General features: G+C 64.8%; 15 protein-coding genes and 2 pseudogenes. 11 read left to right on the top strand and 6 right to left on the bottom strand.

Features of this window, described 5'->3' with window-relative positions; translation table 11 throughout:
* Window positions 1–17 precede the first annotated feature (17 nt).
* The 6 genes from BX591_RS23125 to BX591_RS23100 form a co-directional block, all read right to left on the bottom strand.
* On the bottom strand, window positions 18–752 hold the full coding sequence (locus BX591_RS23125; protein ID WP_006048767.1) for a Crp/Fnr family transcriptional regulator: 735 nt from the start codon (window positions 750–752) through the stop codon (window positions 18–20).
* 629 nt (window positions 753–1,381) lie between these two features.
* A complete protein-coding gene (locus tag BX591_RS23120; protein ID WP_111933632.1) occupies window positions 1,382–3,970 on the bottom strand; it encodes a glycosyl hydrolase 2 galactose-binding domain-containing protein in 2,589 nt (862 codons plus the stop codon).
* 81 nt (window positions 3,971–4,051) lie between these two features.
* Window positions 4,052–5,146, bottom strand: coding sequence for a DUF1839 family protein (locus BX591_RS23115; RefSeq protein WP_111933631.1), 1,095 nt, complete (start codon window positions 5,144–5,146; stop codon window positions 4,052–4,054).
* Window positions 5,143–6,219 carry an amino acid--[acyl-carrier-protein] ligase gene (locus BX591_RS23110; RefSeq protein ID WP_111933630.1) on the bottom strand — a complete coding sequence of 359 codons (1,077 nt, stop codon included), beginning with the start codon at window positions 6,217–6,219 and terminating at the stop codon, window positions 5,143–5,145. Before BX591_RS23110 ends, BX591_RS23115 begins: the two co-directional genes overlap by 4 nt.
* 4 nt (window positions 6,220–6,223) lie before the next feature.
* Window positions 6,224–7,639 (bottom strand): acyl-CoA dehydrogenase family protein, encoded by a 1,416-nt coding sequence (locus BX591_RS23105; protein WP_244147094.1) that lies wholly within the window; start codon window positions 7,637–7,639, stop codon window positions 6,224–6,226.
* Window positions 7,636–7,887: an acyl carrier protein gene (locus BX591_RS23100; RefSeq protein WP_111933629.1), complete on the bottom strand. Its 252-nt coding sequence runs from the start codon at window positions 7,885–7,887 to the stop codon at window positions 7,636–7,638. Before BX591_RS23100 ends, BX591_RS23105 begins: the two co-directional genes overlap by 4 nt.
* Window positions 7,888–8,176: 289 nt before the next feature.
* Between BX591_RS23100 and BX591_RS23095 the strand changes: the two genes are divergently transcribed.
* The 11 genes and pseudogenes from BX591_RS23095 to BX591_RS23045 all read left to right on the top strand — a co-directional run bounded on the left by BX591_RS23095 (window position 8,177) and on the right by BX591_RS23045 (window position 18,835).
* Window positions 8,177–8,710 carry a GNAT family N-acetyltransferase gene (locus tag BX591_RS23095; RefSeq protein WP_111933628.1) on the top strand — a complete coding sequence of 178 codons (534 nt, stop codon included), beginning with the start codon at window positions 8,177–8,179 and terminating at the stop codon, window positions 8,708–8,710.
* Window positions 8,711–8,718: 8 nt separating this feature from the next.
* A complete protein-coding gene (locus tag BX591_RS23090; protein WP_420849408.1) occupies window positions 8,719–10,272 on the top strand; it encodes a hypothetical protein in 1,554 nt (517 codons plus the stop codon).
* Between the two features lie 11 nt (window positions 10,273–10,283).
* Window positions 10,284–11,462 (top strand): glycosyltransferase family 4 protein, encoded by a 1,179-nt coding sequence (locus BX591_RS23085; RefSeq protein ID WP_111933626.1) that lies wholly within the window; start codon window positions 10,284–10,286, stop codon window positions 11,460–11,462.
* The gene (locus tag BX591_RS23080; RefSeq protein ID WP_111933625.1) at window positions 11,459–12,616 is read left to right on the top strand and encodes a glycosyltransferase family 4 protein; all 1,158 of its coding nucleotides are present in this window, start codon (window positions 11,459–11,461) and stop codon (window positions 12,614–12,616) included. Before BX591_RS23085 ends, BX591_RS23080 begins: the two co-directional genes overlap by 4 nt.
* Before the next feature lie 13 nt (window positions 12,617–12,629).
* The gene (locus tag BX591_RS23075; RefSeq protein ID WP_111933624.1) at window positions 12,630–15,047 is read left to right on the top strand and encodes an NHL repeat-containing protein; all 2,418 of its coding nucleotides are present in this window, start codon (window positions 12,630–12,632) and stop codon (window positions 15,045–15,047) included.
* The gene (locus BX591_RS23070; protein WP_111933623.1) at window positions 15,044–16,165 is read left to right on the top strand and encodes a glycosyltransferase family 4 protein; all 1,122 of its coding nucleotides are present in this window, start codon (window positions 15,044–15,046) and stop codon (window positions 16,163–16,165) included. Before BX591_RS23075 ends, BX591_RS23070 begins: the two co-directional genes overlap by 4 nt.
* Window positions 16,166–16,367: 202 nt before the next feature.
* Window positions 16,368–16,788, top strand: a pseudogene (locus tag BX591_RS36990) (PAAR domain-containing protein).
* A 3-nt stretch (window positions 16,789–16,791) separates the two neighbouring features.
* Window positions 16,792–17,295 (top strand): DUF4123 domain-containing protein, encoded by a 504-nt coding sequence (locus tag BX591_RS23060; RefSeq protein WP_111933622.1) that lies wholly within the window; start codon window positions 16,792–16,794, stop codon window positions 17,293–17,295.
* Window positions 17,288–17,773 carry a hypothetical protein gene (locus tag BX591_RS23055; protein ID WP_111933621.1) on the top strand — a complete coding sequence of 162 codons (486 nt, stop codon included), beginning with the start codon at window positions 17,288–17,290 and terminating at the stop codon, window positions 17,771–17,773. The genes BX591_RS23060 and BX591_RS23055 overlap by 8 nt, the downstream gene beginning before the upstream one ends.
* Window positions 17,670–18,260 (top strand): annotated as a pseudogene (locus BX591_RS23050) (restriction endonuclease fold toxin 5 domain-containing protein). Before BX591_RS23055 ends, BX591_RS23050 begins: the two are co-directional and overlap by 104 nt.
* An 11-nt stretch (window positions 18,261–18,271) precedes the next feature.
* Window positions 18,272–18,835 (top strand): Imm52 family immunity protein, encoded by a 564-nt coding sequence (locus BX591_RS23045; RefSeq protein ID WP_167444595.1) that lies wholly within the window; start codon window positions 18,272–18,274, stop codon window positions 18,833–18,835.
* Window positions 18,836–18,962 lie beyond the last annotated feature (127 nt).

The raw sequence follows: 18,962 nt of genomic DNA, 5'->3' as shown, positions 1-18,962 counted from the left end.
GTCGAACGAACCCGCACTTATTCGACCGTTTCGGCCTGGCGCAGACGCGGCAGCAGGCGGTCGAATTCGCGCTTCACGAGGCCGTAGCATTCGCAGGCACGGGCTTCGAGGCCTTTGCGGTCGAGCACCTTGATATGCCCGCGGCTGTGGTGAATCAGGCCTTCGTCGTGCAACTTGCCGGCCGCTTCGGTAATGCCTTCGCGGCGCACGCCGAGCATGTCGGCGATCAGTTGCTGGGTGACGGTCAGATCGTTCGACGCCACGCGGTCCACTTCGATCAGCAGCCAGCGGCACAACTGCTTGTTCAATGCGTGGTGACGATTGCAGGCGGCGGTTTGCGCGACCTGGGTGAGCAGTGCGTGCATGTACAGCAGCATCAACCGGCGCAGGAAGTCCGAGCGCGCGAACTGTTGCTTGAGTGCCTGTGCGCTCATGCGGTATGCGAAGCCGGCGCATTGCACCTGCACGCGGTTCGGCATGGTTTCGCCGCCTGTCAGCACCGGCACGCCGGTCATGCCTTCGCGGCCCACTGCGGCGATTTCGACGGAGCTGCCGTCTTCCATCGTCGAGAGCATCGAGATGATCGCGGTGGTGGGGAAGTAGACGTGATGGATACGTTGACCGGAGTCGCACAGCAACTGCTCAGTGCGCAGGTGAACCAGTTCGAGATGCGGAGCTAGCGCCTGCCATTCGTGGGAAGGCAATGCGCCGAGCAAATGGTTGCCGTGCAGATCTGATTGAAGTGTCAACATGATCGGTCCTCGCGTGGAAGTCGCGCGCTGCGTGACTCCCTGTTTTTGATCCGATGCCTGCATCCTTATAACGACGTGCTGCCTGGCGAGCAGCGAGGATGAACAGGACCGGCCCCGTATTGGCCTGGTGCGCCGCCGCCGTTTTTGTAGATCTCGTTTGCGGTGACGCGGTGTCGCGCTCTTCCTTTAGCGAGGAGCGTGCCAACGATAGGGAAAACCAGCACTGGTGCGGCGCAGCGAGCGAAGACTTGACGACGCGCGAAGCAAAATGTGGCTTTTTGTTTCATATCTGTACAACACACGAATCGGCGGCCGCTCTCGCGCGAGGGGTTTTTATCCGACTTAACTTGTTGATCGAATTGAGTTTGTGGGTGCTTTGCGAGGCCTTGAAGAGGGTGTCTCAGGAATGCAATGCCCTTTGCATGAGGGTTGTCGAGGGGTGTCCGGGATGTGCCGGATTTGATTCAGAAGTGTTCGATACGCTGCGTACGGTGCCGTACGAATCGCCCGGTTCGCGCCGCCGTTAGTCGGGCAAATTCCGACAGTCATTCCGCAGACCAGACAGGCGGCTTCGCGCAGCGCGAGGTTTCATGCGGTTCTTGAAGGACCGGCCTGACCGGCGTGTGAATTCAGCCGTAAAAAGTGGCGGAAATAGCATTGACGGCACGCACTTCGCCGGCCGGCGCCACGCATGTTGCGTCAGCTTTAAACACCGGGTTGGATGCGGACGCAACCATATCGCGAAGTTCGGCGCGAAGTTCGACATGTGGGATCAGCGGCACGACGCAAGGGCGATTCGGCGGCAGATGAAACCAGTCGCGCGCAGCCCGGTAGTGTGTGTCATTGATATGAACGAAGCGCGCGAAGCGCTTCGCTTCGATGACGAGTTGCCAGCCGTCGCCCGCCGGATTGCGCTCGACCGTCACGCTCAAGCCCAGATCATGGCGCTCGCCGGCGCGCCGCTGCGGCAGATGAAACGCTTCCGACACGACCCGTCCGTCCGCCGCGTCACGCAGTGTCGCGATCGTGACGTCGTGTGCGCGCGGGCCGAAGCGGTACGCGTGCGTGAAGTCGAAGAACTGGCCGAGGCAATCGGCAGCGCTCAGCCGCTGTGCGCTGTGCGGCGCGAGTTCGAGGTCACGGCTCGCGGACGCCACTTTCACACAGCCGTCACGCAGGCACACCAGTTCCAGTTGCGCGTGCAACGGTTCGGCACGCTCGTTCAGCAGATGAATATCGAGGCCGTTGAGGCCTTCGTCGGTGATGAGCACCTGGGTGGGTTGGAGCGTCTGCGCGAGGCCGTGCAGCGCGCTTTTAGGCCGTCCCGTGGCGTCGATCACGCCCCAGCCCGCGCCGGCGCGCAGATCCTGCAACTGCCAGACCAGCGCGCCGCCGCAACCGGAGCCCGCGCGGCGCCATTCGGCGAACACGTCGCTCATCAGATCGGCGACCACCGCGCGCGACAGATCCAGGTAACGCTCCGGGTCTTCGTAGCGCAGGCGCGCCGGGTCCACGCCGTAGAGCGATTGGAGGTAGTGGTCGCGCACGTCGTCGAAATCCCAGCCCGCGCCGGGGTCTCGCGGCACCGCGGCTTTCCAGCGCGGATCGTGCGCGTGAATCGTGCCGAGCGCGTCGTGCAGCGTGGCGTTGTCGGGCACGTTGGCGAACGCGAGGCACTCCGCGGCGAACCGCACCTGGGTGCGGCGCACGTCGTCGAGCGGTCGTTGATACGCGCCGACGCCGTAGTAATGGGTAATACCCTCATTAGTCGAAAACGGCCACACGCCGCCCGACGGCGAGTTGCCGACGTACGGCACATCGGGGCGCTCGCGCGCGGCGATCGCGGGCAACAGTTCGGTGAATAAAGGTTGCGCGCGCATCGAAGGCGGCAGGCCGAACATGGCCGCCTGCTGGTCGACTTCGCTGCCGCCGCAGAGCACCGCGAGCGCCGCGAAGCGCCGCGTGCGGGTCAGAAACTGGCTCGCTTCGCGTTCGATCGACGCGCTGAACGCAGCGTCGTTCGGGTAGTCGAAATTCGCCAACGCGAAGTCTTGCCAGATCAGCAGGCCGTATTCGTCGGCGAGTGCGTAGAACGTATCGGATTCGTACACCATGGTGCCGCCCACGCGCAGCATGTTCATGCCCGCGTCGCGGGCCAGCGCGAAGGCGTGACGCAGTTGCGCCTCGCTGCCGGCGAGCGTGACGAGATCCGCGCTGGTCCAGCAGGCGCCGCGGCAGAACACGGGTGTGTCGTTGATGCGCAAGGCGAAGCCCATGCCGTCCGCGCCGCGCTCCACGTCGATACTGCGAAAACCGATCGAGCCGAGCGAGAGCGACCACGGCCCGGCTGACACACTGGCGTCATCGAGCTGCAATGTCAGCGGATATAACGTGGGCTCGCCGTGCGTGTGCGGCCACCAGCGTTGGGCGTGAAGTACACGGACGCTGCCGCTCAGTGTGTAGGCGTCGGTCCATTGCAAAGACGAAACGGCATCGCCGCAATTTAACGATGCATGACAGTCGTCGCCAACCTGCGGATGCACAAAACGTAGCGTTAGCGAAACAACGCCGTCGTCGTGATCGACGCGACTCGTCAGATCGAGCGTGTCGATCGCGTGGCGCGCGTCGCTCAGCAATTCGATGGGCCGCCATGGTCCCACTGCCTGCACCGAAGGACACCAGCCCGGCATATGGCCAAGCAAGGTGGTGCGCACATTGCGAAGTGTGGGCTGCGTGACGAGGCGTGGCCGCCAGCGCGCGCGCGAGCGTTTGGCCGTGAGCGCGGGAGTCAGCGAGCGGAAGCACAGCGCGAGCGTGGTGCGGCCGTTCAGTTCGACGTCGAGATCGTGAGCGACGAACATCGAATCGGAATCGAGACGCTTCACGCCGTCCACCCAGACTTCGGCGAGCGTGGCCAGACCGTGCAGCCGCAGGCGACGCCGGCCGCTGCCGTTGAGCGTGAGTCGATACCAGTGATCGTCGAAGGCGAGCGGGGCGGGATGCGTGAGGTCGAACTGGCCGGCGGCACGCCGGGCGCTCGCGATCGTGCCGGGCACCGGCGCGGCGAGCCAGCCTTGCGCGGGCAGGTCGGCGGGCGACGCGCAAGCGCCCGGTGGCGTGCTCACGCATTGCCAGCCGCTGTCGAGGCGTTGCGGCCAAGGCGAGTCCATCGGCGAAGCGCACGCTTCGGCTTCGGCCGGCGTCGGGTCGATCGTCATTGCATCCACGGCGAATTCCCGATAGTTCCTTGAAGCGTCAGACGATTCATCACAACGTCACACCATCACGACGTTGCAACGTCATGCCACCAGCGCGGCGAGCGGCGGCAGCGTCTTTTCATAAGCGCTTTCGAGTACGTCGAAACAGTCTTCGCACAGATCGCGGCGCTTGCGGGCAATCGCCCGCACGAGCCGGAACTGCATCACCATCGACTCCGCCGCGATGCTTTGCGCGGCGGCCGGGATCGCGGCCGGCATCTCGAAGCCTTGCGCGCCAAGCCACAGCAGGTACTTCGACAGAAACTCGAAGTTCGCGCCGAGCTGACGCATCAGGTTGAACGAGTACGGGTGGAAGAACGCCTCGCCGCGTTCGAGCAACTGGTCGAGATGCGCGGGAAATGCCGCGCGCCATTGCGACACCGGGTTGGTCAACGGCCGCCGGCTCAGATGCGCGCACAACAATTCCGCCGAGGTTTCCGCGAGCGCGGTGCCTTCCAGCGCGGGTCGCGCCTGCTTGGCGAATTCCACATAGGGAAAAAGTAGATCAGGCTGTTGCGCGAATTGCGGGAGCTTGCGGAACACGCCGTCGTAATCTTCGCCGTCGAGCTGGTGATAGCCGGTGTTATGAAAATAGCCGAGGCGGCGCGCCGCGGGATCGATAAAGTCGATGCCCACCGTGGTCTTGGGATGCTCGCGCCGGTACGACGTGGCGCGCGTGTTGGGCAGATAGAAGCCGTCCACTTCCACCAGCACGGTATGGCCGCGCTGGGTTTGTGCGAGCACGCGGGCTTCGAGCGAATCGTAGATGGCCAGTTCCTGCACCTGGGTGCCGTACAGCCGCTCCAGGTCTTCGAGCGGGAATTTGAAGAACGTAAATTGATCGCCTTCGAAGTCCTGCGTGACGGTGAACGCCAATGCCGCGCGCGGATCGAGGCCGAAGCCGTGCAGCAGTTCGATCCACAGATCGACGTAGCAATTGGTTTCCTGCCACACGCGCTCACCCTGATGCAGCGCATGCGGCGCGTGCTGCCGCAAATGAGCGGCGGGCGTGACGCGTACGGCGGGCGCGACAGGCACGGCCGGGGAGGCGCCGTCCTGAGCGGGCAAGTCCACGCGGCGCCCCAACGGGAAAGCCGCTTGCGGCCCCGTGGGTGCAGGGGTCAGCGACGGGTTCATGCGCTTTCTCCGGCACCGTTCGCTGCGCTCGGCAGCGTCCGCATGCCGTGCGTCACGCGTGCCTCGGTATCGCCCCACAGCAGCGCGCGCACGTCGTCCGGCCACGCATTCACGTCGAGCCCGTGATGCCGGAACAGCGCGAGCGTGATGCGCTCCATGCCGAAGCCGACGCAGCCGGTGTGCGCAACCGCGCCGTCGTCGCAGGCAATTTTCCAGATCGCGCCGAAATGGTCCATGTGATAGTTGAACGACAGGCAGGCGGTCTTGCCGCGCGGATCGGCGATCGGAATCAGCAGTTCGAACTTGAGCGCCTGGGCGCGCTGGCTGTCGGCGACGATCTTGCCGCCGCGGCCGAAGAACGGGTCGTTGGCGAGATCCACTTCGACCGGCAGTTGCAGCAGCGTGACGAGCAGCGAGCCGCGTTCGATCCACATCTGACGGAACGCCATCACCTGCTCGGGACTGCCCAGACGCACGTATTCGCGCTGCCGGAACATCTGCATGCGGCCGGGATCGAGCGACGGTTCATGGCGGAAGCAGTACGACAGCACGTCGATGGTGCGGCCATCCGCCGGCAGCGGACCGCGCCGCGCCATCACCGGATAGATCGGATAGCAGGCGGCCGGCGTCAGCACCACGCGAGTGGGCTTCTGCTGTTCCATCCACGCATCCGCGCGGTCGTCGTCGCGCTCGCTCATGGCGTCGTCGAGCGCGCGCAGCAGACGCTGGTGGCCCATGTCGTTGCCGCAGAACGAGTGGATCGTGCCGGCCAGATTCGGGAAGCTCTTCAGATATTCGCTGTCTTCGAAGTCGGTGCGGCGCATGGCAGGCGGAAAGCGCAGTACTTCCGGCTGCTGGTCCGCACCCAGATGCGTGATCGCCACGTTCAGGCGGTCCAGCACGTCTTCGAAAATCTGGCTGCGGCCGTACAGGCCGTTTTCACCGGTGTCGATCAGCAGGCCCGCGGCGATCAGTTCGTCGCGGAAGTCCGGCGCGGCGGGCTGGTCTGCGGCAGCGGCAGCAGCGGCGTCAGTCGCACCGGCCAGTGCGGCGGTGTCGGTCATGTGGTTCATTGTGTCAGGCTCTCCCCGGAGCGGCAGGCCGTTGCGCGAGCAACAGACTCGCCGTGTTCTGTGCGATGCGGTCGTTGTTGATCATCAGCGGCGCGGAGTGCAGGTCGCGCAAATGGCGGCCCACGCTATATGGTGTGCCGTTCTTGTAGCCCGCCATGCCGCAGATCATCAGCACCTCATGCACGACCTGCAGCGCCATGTTGGAGATGCTGGTCTTCAGCGTGTTCATGTCGGAGGCGAAGCCGAGCTGGGCCGCGAGCGGCGCATCGGCCTGCGAGCGGCCATGACGCGCGTCGTGCGCGGCGCGGGCGGCGTCCAGCGCGACCGCGAGGCGCGCCTGCATCATCTGCAGCAGGCCGACCGCTTCGGCCAGGCGCAAGCCGGCCGGCGGCACCGCGCCGGGTGTCGAGCGGGCCTGGGCGCGGAAGAAGGCTTTCGCGCGATTCACCGCGTCGCCGGCCACGCCGGTCCAGACCGACGCCCACAGCGTATGCGAGACCGGCAGCATGGTCTGGTCGGCGATCTCGGCGAACGGGACCGGCAGAATCTGTTCGGCGAGACCGCCGGCGACCAGCCGGAAGCCTTCGCTGCAGGTGCCGCGCATGCCCATCGCGTCCCAGCCTCCGCGTTTTTCGAGCTGCGTTTCTTCGCGTAACGCGACGATCAGCACCTGATCGGCCGCGGCCGATTCGGCGGTGCGGCGCGCGGTGACCAGAATGCCGTCCGCGTGCGCGCCGTACGAAATCGTCGGCGCGAGCTTTTCGATCCGAAAGCGCGCGCCGTCGAGTTCGACCGAACAGGCGCTGGTGCGCATGTTGCCGCCGATGGTTTCCTCGGACGTCGCCGAAGCCAGCAGCCATTGCCGCTCGACCAGTTGCGCGAGCAACTGCCGATGCCACGCCGAGCCGCTGCCATGCGCGGCGATACACGCCACCTGGATCTGATGCATCGCGAACACCATCGCGGTCGAGGCGCAGCCCTGCGCGAGGATCTCGCAGATCGCACCGACTTCCGCGAGCGACAGTCCGGCGCCGCCGAAGGCGACCGCCACCATTACCGAGAGCAGGCGCTCGCGTTTGAGCGCCTCGAAGGCCTCGCTCGGGAACCGCGCGTCGCGGTCCACCGCATCGGCGAATTGCGCGGCAATCGCGGCGCAGCGTTGCGCGGCGGCGCGCCAGCCGGGCTCGGGTTCGACCGCTGTTAGCACGACAGCGGCGGCGTCGCCGGGTTGTGCGGCGGCGGCCGTGGCCCGATCGGCTTGTGCGTCGGCGGCTTTTGCGGCTTCGGCTTGTACGGCTTCGGCCTGTGCTGCATCGGCCTGTGCTTCGGCGGCGTGAGCGGCAGCGGCCTGAGCTGCGGCGGCCTGCACGAGCGGCCCCGCCGCCTGGGCGGCGGCCGCATCCAGCAGCGGCGTGTTCATGCTGCCGCCTTCGCCTGTTGCAGTTCGGTGATCGCGGCGGCCATCGAATCGATACTGGAGAAGAGCCGGCGCGTCAGCAAACGGTCCGGAATCTCGATGTCGAACTGATCTTCGATGGCCAGCATCAGGTGCACGGTCGCGAGCGAGGAGAGGCCTGCGGCGTACAGATCGGCGTCGTCGGCCAGGCTATCCGGGGGGACGTCCAGGCGAGCCGATTCGGAAAGGATGCGTCGCAATGTGGTTTTCATGGTGTGGTGGCCCCTGATTGTTGAACTTGAAAAGTCTCTTGGTTGGTTCCGACTGACAACGACTGCATGTGGTGGTTTGGGGGAGCGATTGCCGCGATGGGCACGTCCGCTTTCCAGTAAGTCGTATTTAAGAATTGTCAAAGCCCAGCGTCAGTGCGATGGCGCACGGAAACACGCGTTTCGGGGACGTACCGTGTAGCCATGACAACGTGCCGGCGTGTCGAGCCAGGCCGTCGAGGGCGGCGGGCGAGGCCGCGCACGCTGAACTTATTGACCGTTGGGGAACGTGATGAACTGGAAAACGCTGGAATTCGAGCAGCTTTCGGCACGCGAGCTATATCTGATTTTGCGCGCGCGCAGCGCGGTGTTCGTGGTCGAGCAGTCGCATGTCTGTCTCGACGCCGACGGCCGTGACGAAAACTCGCTGCACGTGTTCGCGGTGGAGGACATCTCGCGGCCCATGCCGATCCTCGCTTACGCGCGGGTGCAACCCGGCGATGCGGAAGATCCGGAAATCACCATCGACAAGGTGCTGACGAGCCCGCTGCGGCGTGGCGACGGCACCGCCGAACTGTTGATCGAACGCGTGCTGCAGGCGATCGCCGAACGCTGGCCGGGACACGCCACACGCGTGAGCGCGCCGCTCGGCTTGCGCGACTTCTACGAGCAATTCGGCTTTCGCAAGACCGAAGGGCCGTATCTGGAACACGGCGTGCCGTTCATCGGCCTGACCCGTCAGGTGCGCAGCAGCGCACCGCGCTTCGGCACGCGCCGCCGCGAGCGCGACGGCGCGGCGCTGGTCAATACGTTCGAGCTGTTGTGATGGGGCGAATGCTGGTCACGCCTGCGCGTGCCGCTCAACTTGCCGTCCCGAAGCCACTGAAGCCGCCCGGGCCGCCCGTCGGCGAAGCGGGGCCGCAGCCGGCCACCTCGGCCGGGTCACCCAAAGGTCTGCGTCATCCGCTGCGCCTGCCGTTGGCGTTGTTCGCCGTGACCCTGCTGCTGGTGCTGCTGCATCAGGGCAGGCTGGTCGAGTTTTTCTTCCCCCTCGGCGCGTTCGGCGTCGCCTTGGTGTTGTACTGGCGCTCGCCCGCGCATTACCTCGGCTTCGTCTGCTGGCTGTTTTTCCTCACGCCGGAGGTGCGGCGTCTGGCCGACTTCGTCAACGGTGCCTTCAACGAACAGAGTCCGATCATGGTCGCGCCCTTGCTGGCCGTCGCGCTGACCGGGCTGACCTTGCTCAAGCACGTCACGCTGCTGGGCCAGCGCCGCGCGGCGCCGCTGGTGCTGATCGTGATCGCGTTGTTCTACGCGTATGTGATCGGGATGGCGCAGGTCGGTCCCGCGCCGGCCACCTACACGCTGATCAACTGGCTGTATCCGGTAATGGTGGCGTTCTACCTGACCGTGACATGGCGTCATTACCCCGACTATCACCGGGTGCTGCTCAAGACCTTCGTGTTCGGCGGACTGCTGATGAGTCTGTACGGCCTGCTCGAATTCGTTTCGCCGATGCCGTGGGACGCGTTCTGGCTGATCGCGTCGAAGATGCAATCCGAGGGCCAGCCGGTGCCGTTCGGCATGCGCGTGAGCAGCACGATGAATTCGTGCGGCCCATTCGCGGTCACGCTGATGGCGTTGCTGCTGATGTCGTTCGCGGCGCGCGGCAAGGCGCGCATCGTGCTCGGCTGCGTGGGCGTTCCCGCGCTGCTGCTGACCAGCGCGCGCAGCACGTGGGGCGGCTTCGCGATCGCGCTGGTGTATTCGTTCGCGATGCTCGACGGCAAAAGCCGCCTGCGTCTGCTGGCCGGCGTGCTCGGTCTGGCCGTGATGGCCGCGCCGCTGATGATGATCGACCAGGTCGCGGAGCCGGTCATGGCGCGCTTCAGCACGATGCAGGACCTCGGTCAGGACAACAGCTATCAGGCGCGCGCGGAGTTCTACAAGAGCTTCTTTTCGTCGGCGTTGACGGATATCGCGGGGCAGGGGTTCGGCTCGATCGGGCTGGGTACCAAGCTGTCCGATAACAAATCGCAGGCTATCGTCGATTTCGACAGCGGCCTGATGGAAGTGCCCTTCGTGATGGGCTGGCCCGGCACGCTGCTCTACACGACCGGCGTGCTGATGCTGATGTGGCGCGCGTACCGTGCGAGCCGCCTGCATCCCGCCGATCTGATGGCGGTGTCGGGCGTCGGCGTGGCCGTGGCGATTTTCTCGATGATGATTTTCATCAACACGCTGACCTCCGTGTCGGGCATGTTTTTCTTTCTCGGCGTGACCCTGCCGGTCATTTCGCTGCGCTATGCACGCGAGCGCCAGACGCCGCGGCCCGCTTCCGGCCCGCTCGCTCGACGCGCCGAACAGTACATGACGCAAGTCAGATGAAGGACCACAGGATGAGGATTCTGATCGTCACCCATGTCGTGCGTAAAAACGATGGGCAAGGGCGAGTCAACTACGAGATCGTGCAGGCGGCGCTCGCGGCGGGGCACACGGTGACGCTGCTCGCCGCCGAAGCGGCCGCCGGGCTGATCGACCATCCGCGCGTGCGTTTCGTGCGGATTGCCGGCAGCCGTCTGCCGACCAAGCTCGTGCAATACCAGATGTTCGCGTGGCGCTGCGGCGCGTGGATTCGCGCGCATCGCGACGAGTTCGACGTGGTGCACGTGAACGGTTTTATCGCGTGGGCGCGCGCGGACGTCAACGCGGCGCATTTCGTGCACGACGGCTGGTATCGCTGCGGCTTCTATCCGTTTCGATTGCTGCACAACCTGTATCACGCGTATCAGGTGATCTACACGCTGCTGAATATCGCCTGCGAAAAATGGGCCTTCCGGCACGCGGACGTGATCGTGCCGGTCTCGCAGAAAGTGGCCGGCGAGGTGCGCGCGCTCGGCATCGGCGCGGCGCGCGTGCAGGTGATTCATAACGGCGTCGACGTCGGCGAATTCACGCCCGGCGCGCCGGAACGCGCGCGATTCGGCTTGCCGGCGGCGCCGTTCATGCTGCTGTTCGCCGGCGATCTGCGCATGTCGCGCAAGAATCTCGACACCGTGCTGCACGCGCTCGTGCAGACCCGCCCCGACGTGCATCTCGCCGTCGCCGGGATCTTGCACAACAGTCCGTATCCGGCGCTGGTGGCGTCGCTCGGTTTGACGCAGCGGGTCCACTTCACCGACATGGTGATGGACATGCCCGCGCTGATGCGCTCGGTCGATGCGTTCGTGTTTCCGTCGCGCTACGAGCCGATGGGTCTGGTACTGCTCGAAGCGCTGGCCGCCGGCTTGCCGGTGATCACCGTGCGCACGGCGGGCGGCGCGGAAGTGATCACGGCCGACAGCGGCGTGGTGCTCGACGATCCCAACGACGCGACAGCGCTGGCTGATGCGATAGAACGTCTGGCCGGTGACCCGGCCTATGCGCGAAGTCTCGGCGCGGCCGCGCGCGAAGTGGCGGGCTCCTTGAGCTGGCACGCGATGGCCGAGCGTTATCTGGCCGTCTATGAACAGGTACACGCGCGGCGCACGGCCCGCGCGGTGCCGTCCAACTGCGCGAGCGCGCCGGTGAAATCATGAGTGGCACTCCAATCGATTCCTTGCAGATCGGCATGCACTGGTTCAACGAACGGCCCGGCGGGCTCGACCGGATGTTCAAGGCGCTGATCGACACCTTGCCCGACCAGGGCGTCAGCGTGCGCGGCATGGTGGCGGGCAGCCCCGGCGTGTTCGACGCGTCGGGCGGGCGCGTGCTGGCGTTCGCCGGCGCGCAGGAGCAACTCGGCGCGCGGTTGTGGGGCTCGCGAGTGCAGTCGCGTGCGCTGCGCGCCGCGAAGATGCCCGATGTGGTCGCCTCGCATTTCGCGCTGTACGCCGCGCCGACCGCCGGCGTGTTTCGTCGCGTGCCGAAGGTCGTGCATTTTCATGGGCCGTGGGCGGCCGAATCGTATCCGGGCGGTGGCGGCGGCTGGTCGCGCGCGGCGCGTGTCGCCGTCGAACGCTTCGTCTATCGTGGCGCGACGCGCCATATCGTGCTGTCGCGCGCGTTCGGCCAACTGCTTCACGAGACCTACGGCGTGCGCGAGGATCGGATTCGCGTGGTGCCGGGTTGCGTCGATGTCGCGCGATTCAATGTGCGCGCAACCCAACTCAAGGCGCGCGAACGGCTCGGTTTGCCGCAGGATCGTCCACTGCTGTTCTGTATGCGCCGCCTGGTGTCGCGCATGGGGCTCGAGGATCTGATCGACGCGATGGCGATCGTCAAACCCGCACTGCCCGATGTGCTGCTGACCATCGCGGGGACCGGGCCGTTGGAGGAGCAGTTGCAGGCACGGATCGTTGCGCGCGGGTTGGAGCGCAACGTTCAGCTCGCCGGTTTCGTCGCGGACGACAAAGTGCCGCTGTGGTATCGCGCGGCCGATCTGTCGGTGGTGCCGACGGTGTCGCTCGAAGGCTTCGGTCTCACCAGCATCGAATCGCTGGCGGCCGGCACGCCGGTGCTGGTGACGCCGGTCGGCGGTTTGCCCGAAGCGGTGGCGCCGCTGTCGGCGGAACTGGTGTTGCCGTCGGGCGGCTTCAAGGCGATCGGCGAAGGCATCATGGAGGTGTTGCTCGGACAGCGCGCGGTACCGGACAGTGCGGCGTGCCGCGCGTACGCGCGCAAGCATTTCGACCGGGCGGTCGTGGCCGCGCAGGTCGCCGCCGTCTATCGCGAAGCGATCGACGCGTTCTGACGCGGCCGTCATCATGCGACGTCCCACGCGCAAAACTTTCGAACGTGCGGCGTGCGCCGCGGCGCTGGCGTTGCCGGTGCTGGTGCTGCTGTGTGCGGGCGGAACGGGCGGCGCCGTGACGGGCGCCGGCGCGACGCTGGCGCGGGCCGCCGAAACGGCCGGCGCGCGCGCGTTGAGCGTCGCCTCCGCCGCGGTGCCGGCGGCCGAGGCGCTGGCGGCGCTCGCGCATCCGTCGTTGTCGTATCGGACTTCGTGGGTCGGCAATACGTGGGGCTACGCGGACAAGCGCTGGATGCAGATCGACGTGCAGGCGATCGCCGTCGCGCCGAACGGCGACGTGTTCACCAATGCGCCGTGGGACGAAGGCGGCGGTGAACTCGGCCAGTACCGCAACGGCGAACTGGTGAGGCACGGTGGCGAGTCGCACGGCTGGGGAATGATGGGCGGCGACGCGATCGCGGTGAACGACGAGTATGTCTACACCGCGCAGACCGTGGTGAGCCTCGGCAACGAGGAAGCCAAACACCGGCCGACACCGCGCGAGGGTGAAGAGTGGACCGGCGTGGCGCGCCGCAGTCGTGCGGACATCACCGACGGCGTGCCGTTTGCCGGCCAGGTGAAGTTTCCGGGCGGCCATCTCGCGTATCTGCTGATTTCGGCGTATCCGGCGAAGGGGGACTACGCGATTCGAGGCCTCGCCGCGGATGAAACGCGGCTCTTCGTCGCGAACCAGCTCGACAATCGCGTGCAGATGTTCGACGCGCAAACCATGCAGCCAGTCGGCAGTTTCCCGGTGCATGAGCCCGGCCGTCTCGCGCTCGCGCCGGATGGTTCGCTGTGGGTCATCGAGAACAGCCGCACGGAGGGCGCGCGGCGCGTGGTGCACCATGCGCGCGACGGTGCGCGGCTCGGTGAGCTAACGTTGCCTGACGGTGTGGTGCCGGTGGACCTGACGGTCGATACGCGCGGACGTCTGCTGGTCGCGGATAACGGCGTGCGTCAGCAGATCCTGATTTTTACGGCGGCTTTACAAGCTGGCTCGCAACCCGGCGCGCAACCCGGCGCGCAACCCGGCGCGGGCATGCAGCTGTCGGCGAGCTTCGGCCAGCAGGGCGGGATTTACGCCGGTCGGGCCGGCGCACCGGGGCCGCAGCGCTTCAACGGATTGACGGGCGTCGGCGTGGATCGCGCCGGCAACCTCTACGTGTCGATGAACGGCGCGGGACCCCGTCCGTTCGGCGCGGGGCCGAGCACCTTCGACGGCGCGCTGCTCGAAAGCTACACGCCGGACGGTGCGCAGCGCTTCAGTCTGCAAGGGCTGCTGTTCGTCGACGGCGCGCAGTTCGTCGACGGCGAGCCGCCTTCCATCTACACCGGCAGCAAGCGCTTCACGCTCGATCTGTCGCGGCCCGCCGGTGAAGAGTGGTCGTACGCCGGCTACACGGCCGACCGTTTCCGCTATCCGTACGATCCGTATTTTCATCTGTATCTCGGCGGTCAGCGCGGCATGCCGATGGTGCGCGACGTGCGCGGCCACCGCCTGCTTTATACGACGGACATGTACTCGTCGTATCTGCGTATCTATCGTTTCGCCGCCGACCGCGAGACCGCGATTCCGTCGGGCCTTTTTTCGCAGGCGCATATCGACGGCGCGTGGCCGCCCAACCAGCCGCCGCAGGGCGAATGGATCTGGCGCGACGCGACCGGAAAGGGCGATTTCTCCGCGTCGGCGTTCGATCAGAACAGCGGCAGCACCAACGCACCGTCATTGCGAGCGTGGTGGGTCGACAGCCATGGGGACATCTGGCAAGGCACCGAATCGCAGGGCATCCGGCAGTTTCCGTTTCAGGGTTTCGACCACGCGGGCAATCCGATCTACCGCTACGCGGCAATGCGCCAGTACCCGCCGCCCGCGCCGTTCTACCGGATCGCGCGGATGAACTACTTCCCCGACGACGACACGATGTTCGTCTCCGGCTCGACGCCCGCGCATCCGTTCGTGCAGGACAACTGGAACAGCGCGGGCTCGCAGCTCGCGCGTTACGACCACTGGAAGAGCGGCAAACCGGTACTGCGCTATGTGATCGGCTTGCCCGATCGCGGCGCGCCGGACTGGTCGTCGATCAGCGGCTTCGCGGTGGCGGGCGACTATGTGTTCGCGATCGAAACACGCAGCGCGATCGTGCGGGTCTACGACCGCGCCTCCGGACGCGACGTGGGGCGCCTGTCGCCCGGCAGGGAAGTCGGCTCGAAAAGCGGCTGGGCCGACGTGCCGATGCCGCTCACCGCGCACCGCCTCGCGTCGGGCGAATACCTGGTGCTGGCTGAAGAAGATGCTTACGGCAAAGCGCTGATGTATCGCTTCACGCCACCGGCCGCGTCGCAAACGGCGGCGCCACCTCATTCAACGAATGTTGCGCAAACCCCATGAAAATCATTCATCTCGCCAATCACGCGCGTTGTATCGGCAATGGCATCGTCAACGTGATGATCGATCTTGCGTGTCTGCAGGCGCGCGCCGGGCACGACGTGATCGTGGCCTCGGCGGGCGGCGGATTCGAGGAACTGCTCGCGCGGCACGGCGTGCGCCATGTGCTGTTGCCGCAGTCGCCGAAGCCGGCTCGCGTGCCGGCGATGGTGGCCGGATTCCGGCGGCTCGTCGCGCAGTTCGATCCGGATGTCGTGCACGCGCACATGATGACCGGCGCGTTGATCGCGCGGTTTAGCGCGTTCAGCCGGCGCTTCGTGCTGGTCACGACGGTGCATAACGAATTTCAACGGACGGCTTCGCTGATGGGCGTCGGCGATCACGTCGTAGCGGTCAGCGATGCGGTGGCCGTCGCGATGGCGCGGCGTGGGATTCCGCAGGAGCGGCTGAGCGTGGTGCGCAACGGCACGATCGGCACGCCGCGGCTGGCCGGGTCGCCGGTGGCGTCGACGCCGCATCTGGCGCATCCGTGCATCGTGACGGTGTCGGGAATGTATGAACGCAAGGGCATCGGCGATTTGCTGAATGCGTTCGCGTTGTTGCGCCGACGTGTGCCGGACGCGGTGTTGTATCTCGTCGGCGACGGGCCCGATCGCGTTGCAATGGAAGCGCTCGCGGTGACGCTGGGCGTCGCGGAGCAAACGCGCTTTGAAGGTTTCGTGGCCGATCCGCGCGTGTATCTCGCACAGGCCGACGTGTTCGTACTCGCCTCGCACTATGAGGCCGCCGGGCTCGTGCTGTGCGAAGCGCGCGAGACAGGGCGCGCGATTGTCGCGACTCGCGTGGGCGGTATTCCCGAGATGCTCGACGGCGGTGAGGCGGGCGTGCTGGTGCCGGTGCAGGATCCGGTTGCGCTGGCCGAGGCGCTTGGACATGTGTTGACGAACGACGATGCGCGCGCGGCGTTGTGTGCACGCGCGCCGCTCAATCTCGACAAGTTCGGCGTGCAGCAGGTGAGCGACGGTTACCTGGCGATTTATGAACGGACGTTGGCCAGTTGCCAGCCGCGCCGGTTTGCGACGATGGTGACTTCGAATCTTGCGGTGCCTGAGAAGTCTTGAGGAAGCGCTTGCTCGAAAAGCGGCGCGGTATGAGCGTTGGTGAGACGGATTACTGAACAATCTTATTTGTTCTGATTTGTGAGTTTTTTGTTTGAGACGGAGCGGGTCTAGACGGCCGCGCTACCTGCTAGTCAAGGCAGGTAGCGCGGCCGTTTGCGTTATGAAATCCTTCGTCGCCTGTTTGATGAACGAAGGAAAATAAGTGGTGAAACGCGCCGTCATTTGCGAGGGAGACACGACGTCACACGGCGGTCGTGTACTCGAAGGTAACGACAAATCAAGGCTCGACGGACGAGCGATAGCCGGCGTCGGACAAGGTTTTTTGCCCGCTTTGCAAGGGCGTGTTTGCGATTTCGGACGATTTGCTCGGGCGTCGTTTTCCGCATCGTATGCATGGGCGCGATACGGCGGTTGACGGCATGCGCGCCACTTGCGGCGCGGTGCTGATCGCGTCGCAATCCCGCATGACAATCGAATATAGCGGGGAGGTTGATCCTTATCACGGCGGTGATGTGAGAGCAGGATCAGCCGATGTTCAATCGTTCCGCTCCGCGCCGACGCTTTGCGTCGAATGTTTGAGAGCCGCTACCGAAAGCGGTGCGACGACCGTGATGCGAGAGTAGGGCATGCCGTTGTCCCAACTCGAACGTTATCTGACGCGACGTCGGGTACAGACCTCGTTGCCGGTTCGGCTTTACGCGCTCGTCGATGGTCTGCTTTATGGCGATGCGTTCGGCGCGAATGCGCTTGAGCGGTGTTCTGCCGCCATTGCTTTGTTCGATGAGACGCCGGACGCTTCGCTAGCCGATGCGGGGCCGTGGTTGATCGATTTCGAAGGCGCTTCGACGGCGACGCGGCAGGCGGTGCTGGAGCTTGCTGCTGGGGCTGCGGGGGTGTCGTGGCTCACTACCGCGTATCGGTTTGAATCGCTCGCGCGGGATATGCGCAAGCGATTAGACGTGCGGATGCCGAACGGTGGCACGGCGCTATTGCGCTTTTACGACGCTCGCGTGATGGGCGATATCGCGCGGGTGTTGTCGTCGTCGCAACGCGCGGCGTTTTTTGTGCCGACGTTCGATTGGCTGGTGCAGATTCATGGCGAACTGATCAGGGTGCATCCCGATGATTGAGCTGACTTTGGAACAGGTGGCGACGCTGGCTGATATCGACGCTAAAGGTTTTGTCGAGCGGGTGCGGCAGGATTTGATAAATGAAGAGCCGCGACTGGTGGACGCCGCTTTTCTTTGGACGCGCTTGTGGCGTGCTTTAAATGTCGCGCGAGGAATCGGTATTCGGGACGATGCCCATCTCGTCGAGTTTCTGCGACTCGAAGCTTATTCACCTGGCTTCTACGAGAAGCCTGCGATGCGTGCCTGGATCAAGCGTTCGGGGCATTCGGGTAACTCGGGTCACTCCGCCGATGAGCGGTTTCATGATTTTCTGTGTGTATTGCGTTGGCGGATTGAACATCCTGAGTTTGTGGGAGGGTTGACGTATGGGGACGATATTGGCGCCGTTGCTGGAGAGCGCCGTCGCGGAGTTTGGGCCGGTTTTGTTGAGCGCTGGAAGGGCTTTATTGGGTGGCGCGGCAACGGGGGCGGTGGGTAGCGTGGCGGGTGATGCTTCCAGGGATGACAGCAAGGCAACGTCTGCCGTCCGAACGTTGCCGCGGACCGGGGAGAATTGCAAGAAATGTCCACCAGAAGGCGGAGCCAGAATGCGCAGGCACCATGGTGTCAATTAGGATGCTTATCGGTATCAGGCACGTATCACTGGCTTTGCGTTCGATATAGAGCAATGCCAGTGGAGCGACGAATGGAATTGGCTAGGAATTGACTTCGACGGATTTCGGCCCGCCAACTGTCTATTGCAGGAAGCAAAGGGAAACTACGATCAGTTTTTTGCCGCGCCCGACAAGCCCTTGAAGTGGTTCCGGGGATTCAAAACCATGTCGGAAACGATCGGCAAGCAGGCCCGTGTCACTCGCGCGAATCCACCTGCCAAGCTCGTATGGTATTTCCAAACGCCGTGGACACGGAGTTTTATGCTCCCTGTGTTGCGGGAGTTCGCCGTTACCTATGTCTATCAACCGTAGTGAACGTACCAATGGATATCAGGCTTCAATTTCGCGATGAGTTACTAACCTCGACCGATTTCCCAGCGATCCTGACTCGTATTCACCATGTGGCGGCCGCAATGGCCAGTATCGACCCACGGTTCGCCGACTGGTATGCGCAAGGGGACAGTCGAGAGGAAGCACACATGTATCGTGCATTCGAGAACGGACAGCCTTCTGCTGCGCTTGTCGCCGTGCTCCGTCATCGATACGCGAACGATTCCTCGTTCACGTCCGTTGGACTATGGGACGGAGATGAAGACCCTGACGCAGGGGCGACGCTTGCCTGTCTCATTGGAGACAAGTTCCTGCCGGATTCTTTCGAGGTCAGTCTGTATAACGACGCCGTGTTCGGCGAACTCAAGTCGATGGAGGTTATTGTGTTGGCAGCGATCGAGGCTTTCGCCCCTGCCTACGTAGCGGTGGCGCCGCACGCTTACGCTGAGAAGCAGGTCTTCGACGACAAGCTTGGCGTTGGCTGGATGCTTTACTTGCCAACGGTCATAACGACACAGCTGAACCGCCCCGGATTTGGTGGAGGCTCCAACTCTTGAGAAAATGGAGCCATGAACAAGTCGAACAAATTTTCTGCTGAAGTCCGGGAACGTGCCGTGCGCATGGTGCAAGAGCATCGGGGCGAGTATCCGTCACAGTGGGCGGCGATCGAATCCATCGCCCCCA

The sequence above is a fragment of the Paraburkholderia bryophila genome, assembly GCF_003269035.1.
Taxonomy (GTDB): domain Bacteria; phylum Pseudomonadota; class Gammaproteobacteria; order Burkholderiales; family Burkholderiaceae; genus Paraburkholderia; species Paraburkholderia bryophila.
The sequence above is the reverse complement of the archived record's forward strand: the minus strand, read 5'-3'. Positions and strand labels throughout refer to the sequence as shown.

What these genes read in the sequence shown, in the direction of transcription:
- BX591_RS23095 (WP_111933628.1), top strand. Translation starts at nt 8,177, where the DNA reads ATGAACTGGAAAACGCTGGAATTCGAGCAGCTTTCGGCACGCGAGCTA.
- BX591_RS23070 (WP_111933623.1), top strand. Translation starts at nt 15,044, where the DNA reads ATGAAAATCATTCATCTCGCCAATCACGCGCGTTGTATCGGCAATGGC.
- BX591_RS23090 (WP_420849408.1), top strand. Translation starts at nt 8,719, where the DNA reads ATGCTGGTCACGCCTGCGCGTGCCGCTCAACTTGCCGTCCCGAAGCCA.
- BX591_RS23115 (WP_111933631.1), bottom strand. Translation starts at nt 5,146, where the DNA reads ATGAACCCGTCGCTGACCCCTGCACCCACGGGGCCGCAAGCGGCTTTC.
- BX591_RS23045 (WP_167444595.1), top strand. Translation starts at nt 18,272, where the DNA reads ATGGATATCAGGCTTCAATTTCGCGATGAGTTACTAACCTCGACCGAT.
- BX591_RS23105 (WP_244147094.1), bottom strand. Translation starts at nt 7,639, where the DNA reads ATGAACACGCCGCTGCTGGATGCGGCCGCCGCCCAGGCGGCGGGGCCG.
- BX591_RS23060 (WP_111933622.1), top strand. Translation starts at nt 16,792, where the DNA reads ATGCCGTTGTCCCAACTCGAACGTTATCTGACGCGACGTCGGGTACAG.
- BX591_RS23080 (WP_111933625.1), top strand. Translation starts at nt 11,459, where the DNA reads ATGAGTGGCACTCCAATCGATTCCTTGCAGATCGGCATGCACTGGTTC.
- BX591_RS23100 (WP_111933629.1), bottom strand. Translation starts at nt 7,887, where the DNA reads ATGAAAACCACATTGCGACGCATCCTTTCCGAATCGGCTCGCCTGGAC.
- BX591_RS23120 (WP_111933632.1), bottom strand. Translation starts at nt 3,970, where the DNA reads ATGACGATCGACCCGACGCCGGCCGAAGCCGAAGCGTGCGCTTCGCCG.
- BX591_RS23075 (WP_111933624.1), top strand. Translation starts at nt 12,630, where the DNA reads ATGCGACGTCCCACGCGCAAAACTTTCGAACGTGCGGCGTGCGCCGCG.
- BX591_RS23085 (WP_111933626.1), top strand. Translation starts at nt 10,284, where the DNA reads ATGAGGATTCTGATCGTCACCCATGTCGTGCGTAAAAACGATGGGCAA.
- BX591_RS23125 (WP_006048767.1), bottom strand. Translation starts at nt 752, where the DNA reads ATGTTGACACTTCAATCAGATCTGCACGGCAACCATTTGCTCGGCGCA.
- BX591_RS23110 (WP_111933630.1), bottom strand. Translation starts at nt 6,219, where the DNA reads ATGAACCACATGACCGACACCGCCGCACTGGCCGGTGCGACTGACGCC.
- BX591_RS23055 (WP_111933621.1), top strand. Translation starts at nt 17,288, where the DNA reads ATGATTGAGCTGACTTTGGAACAGGTGGCGACGCTGGCTGATATCGAC.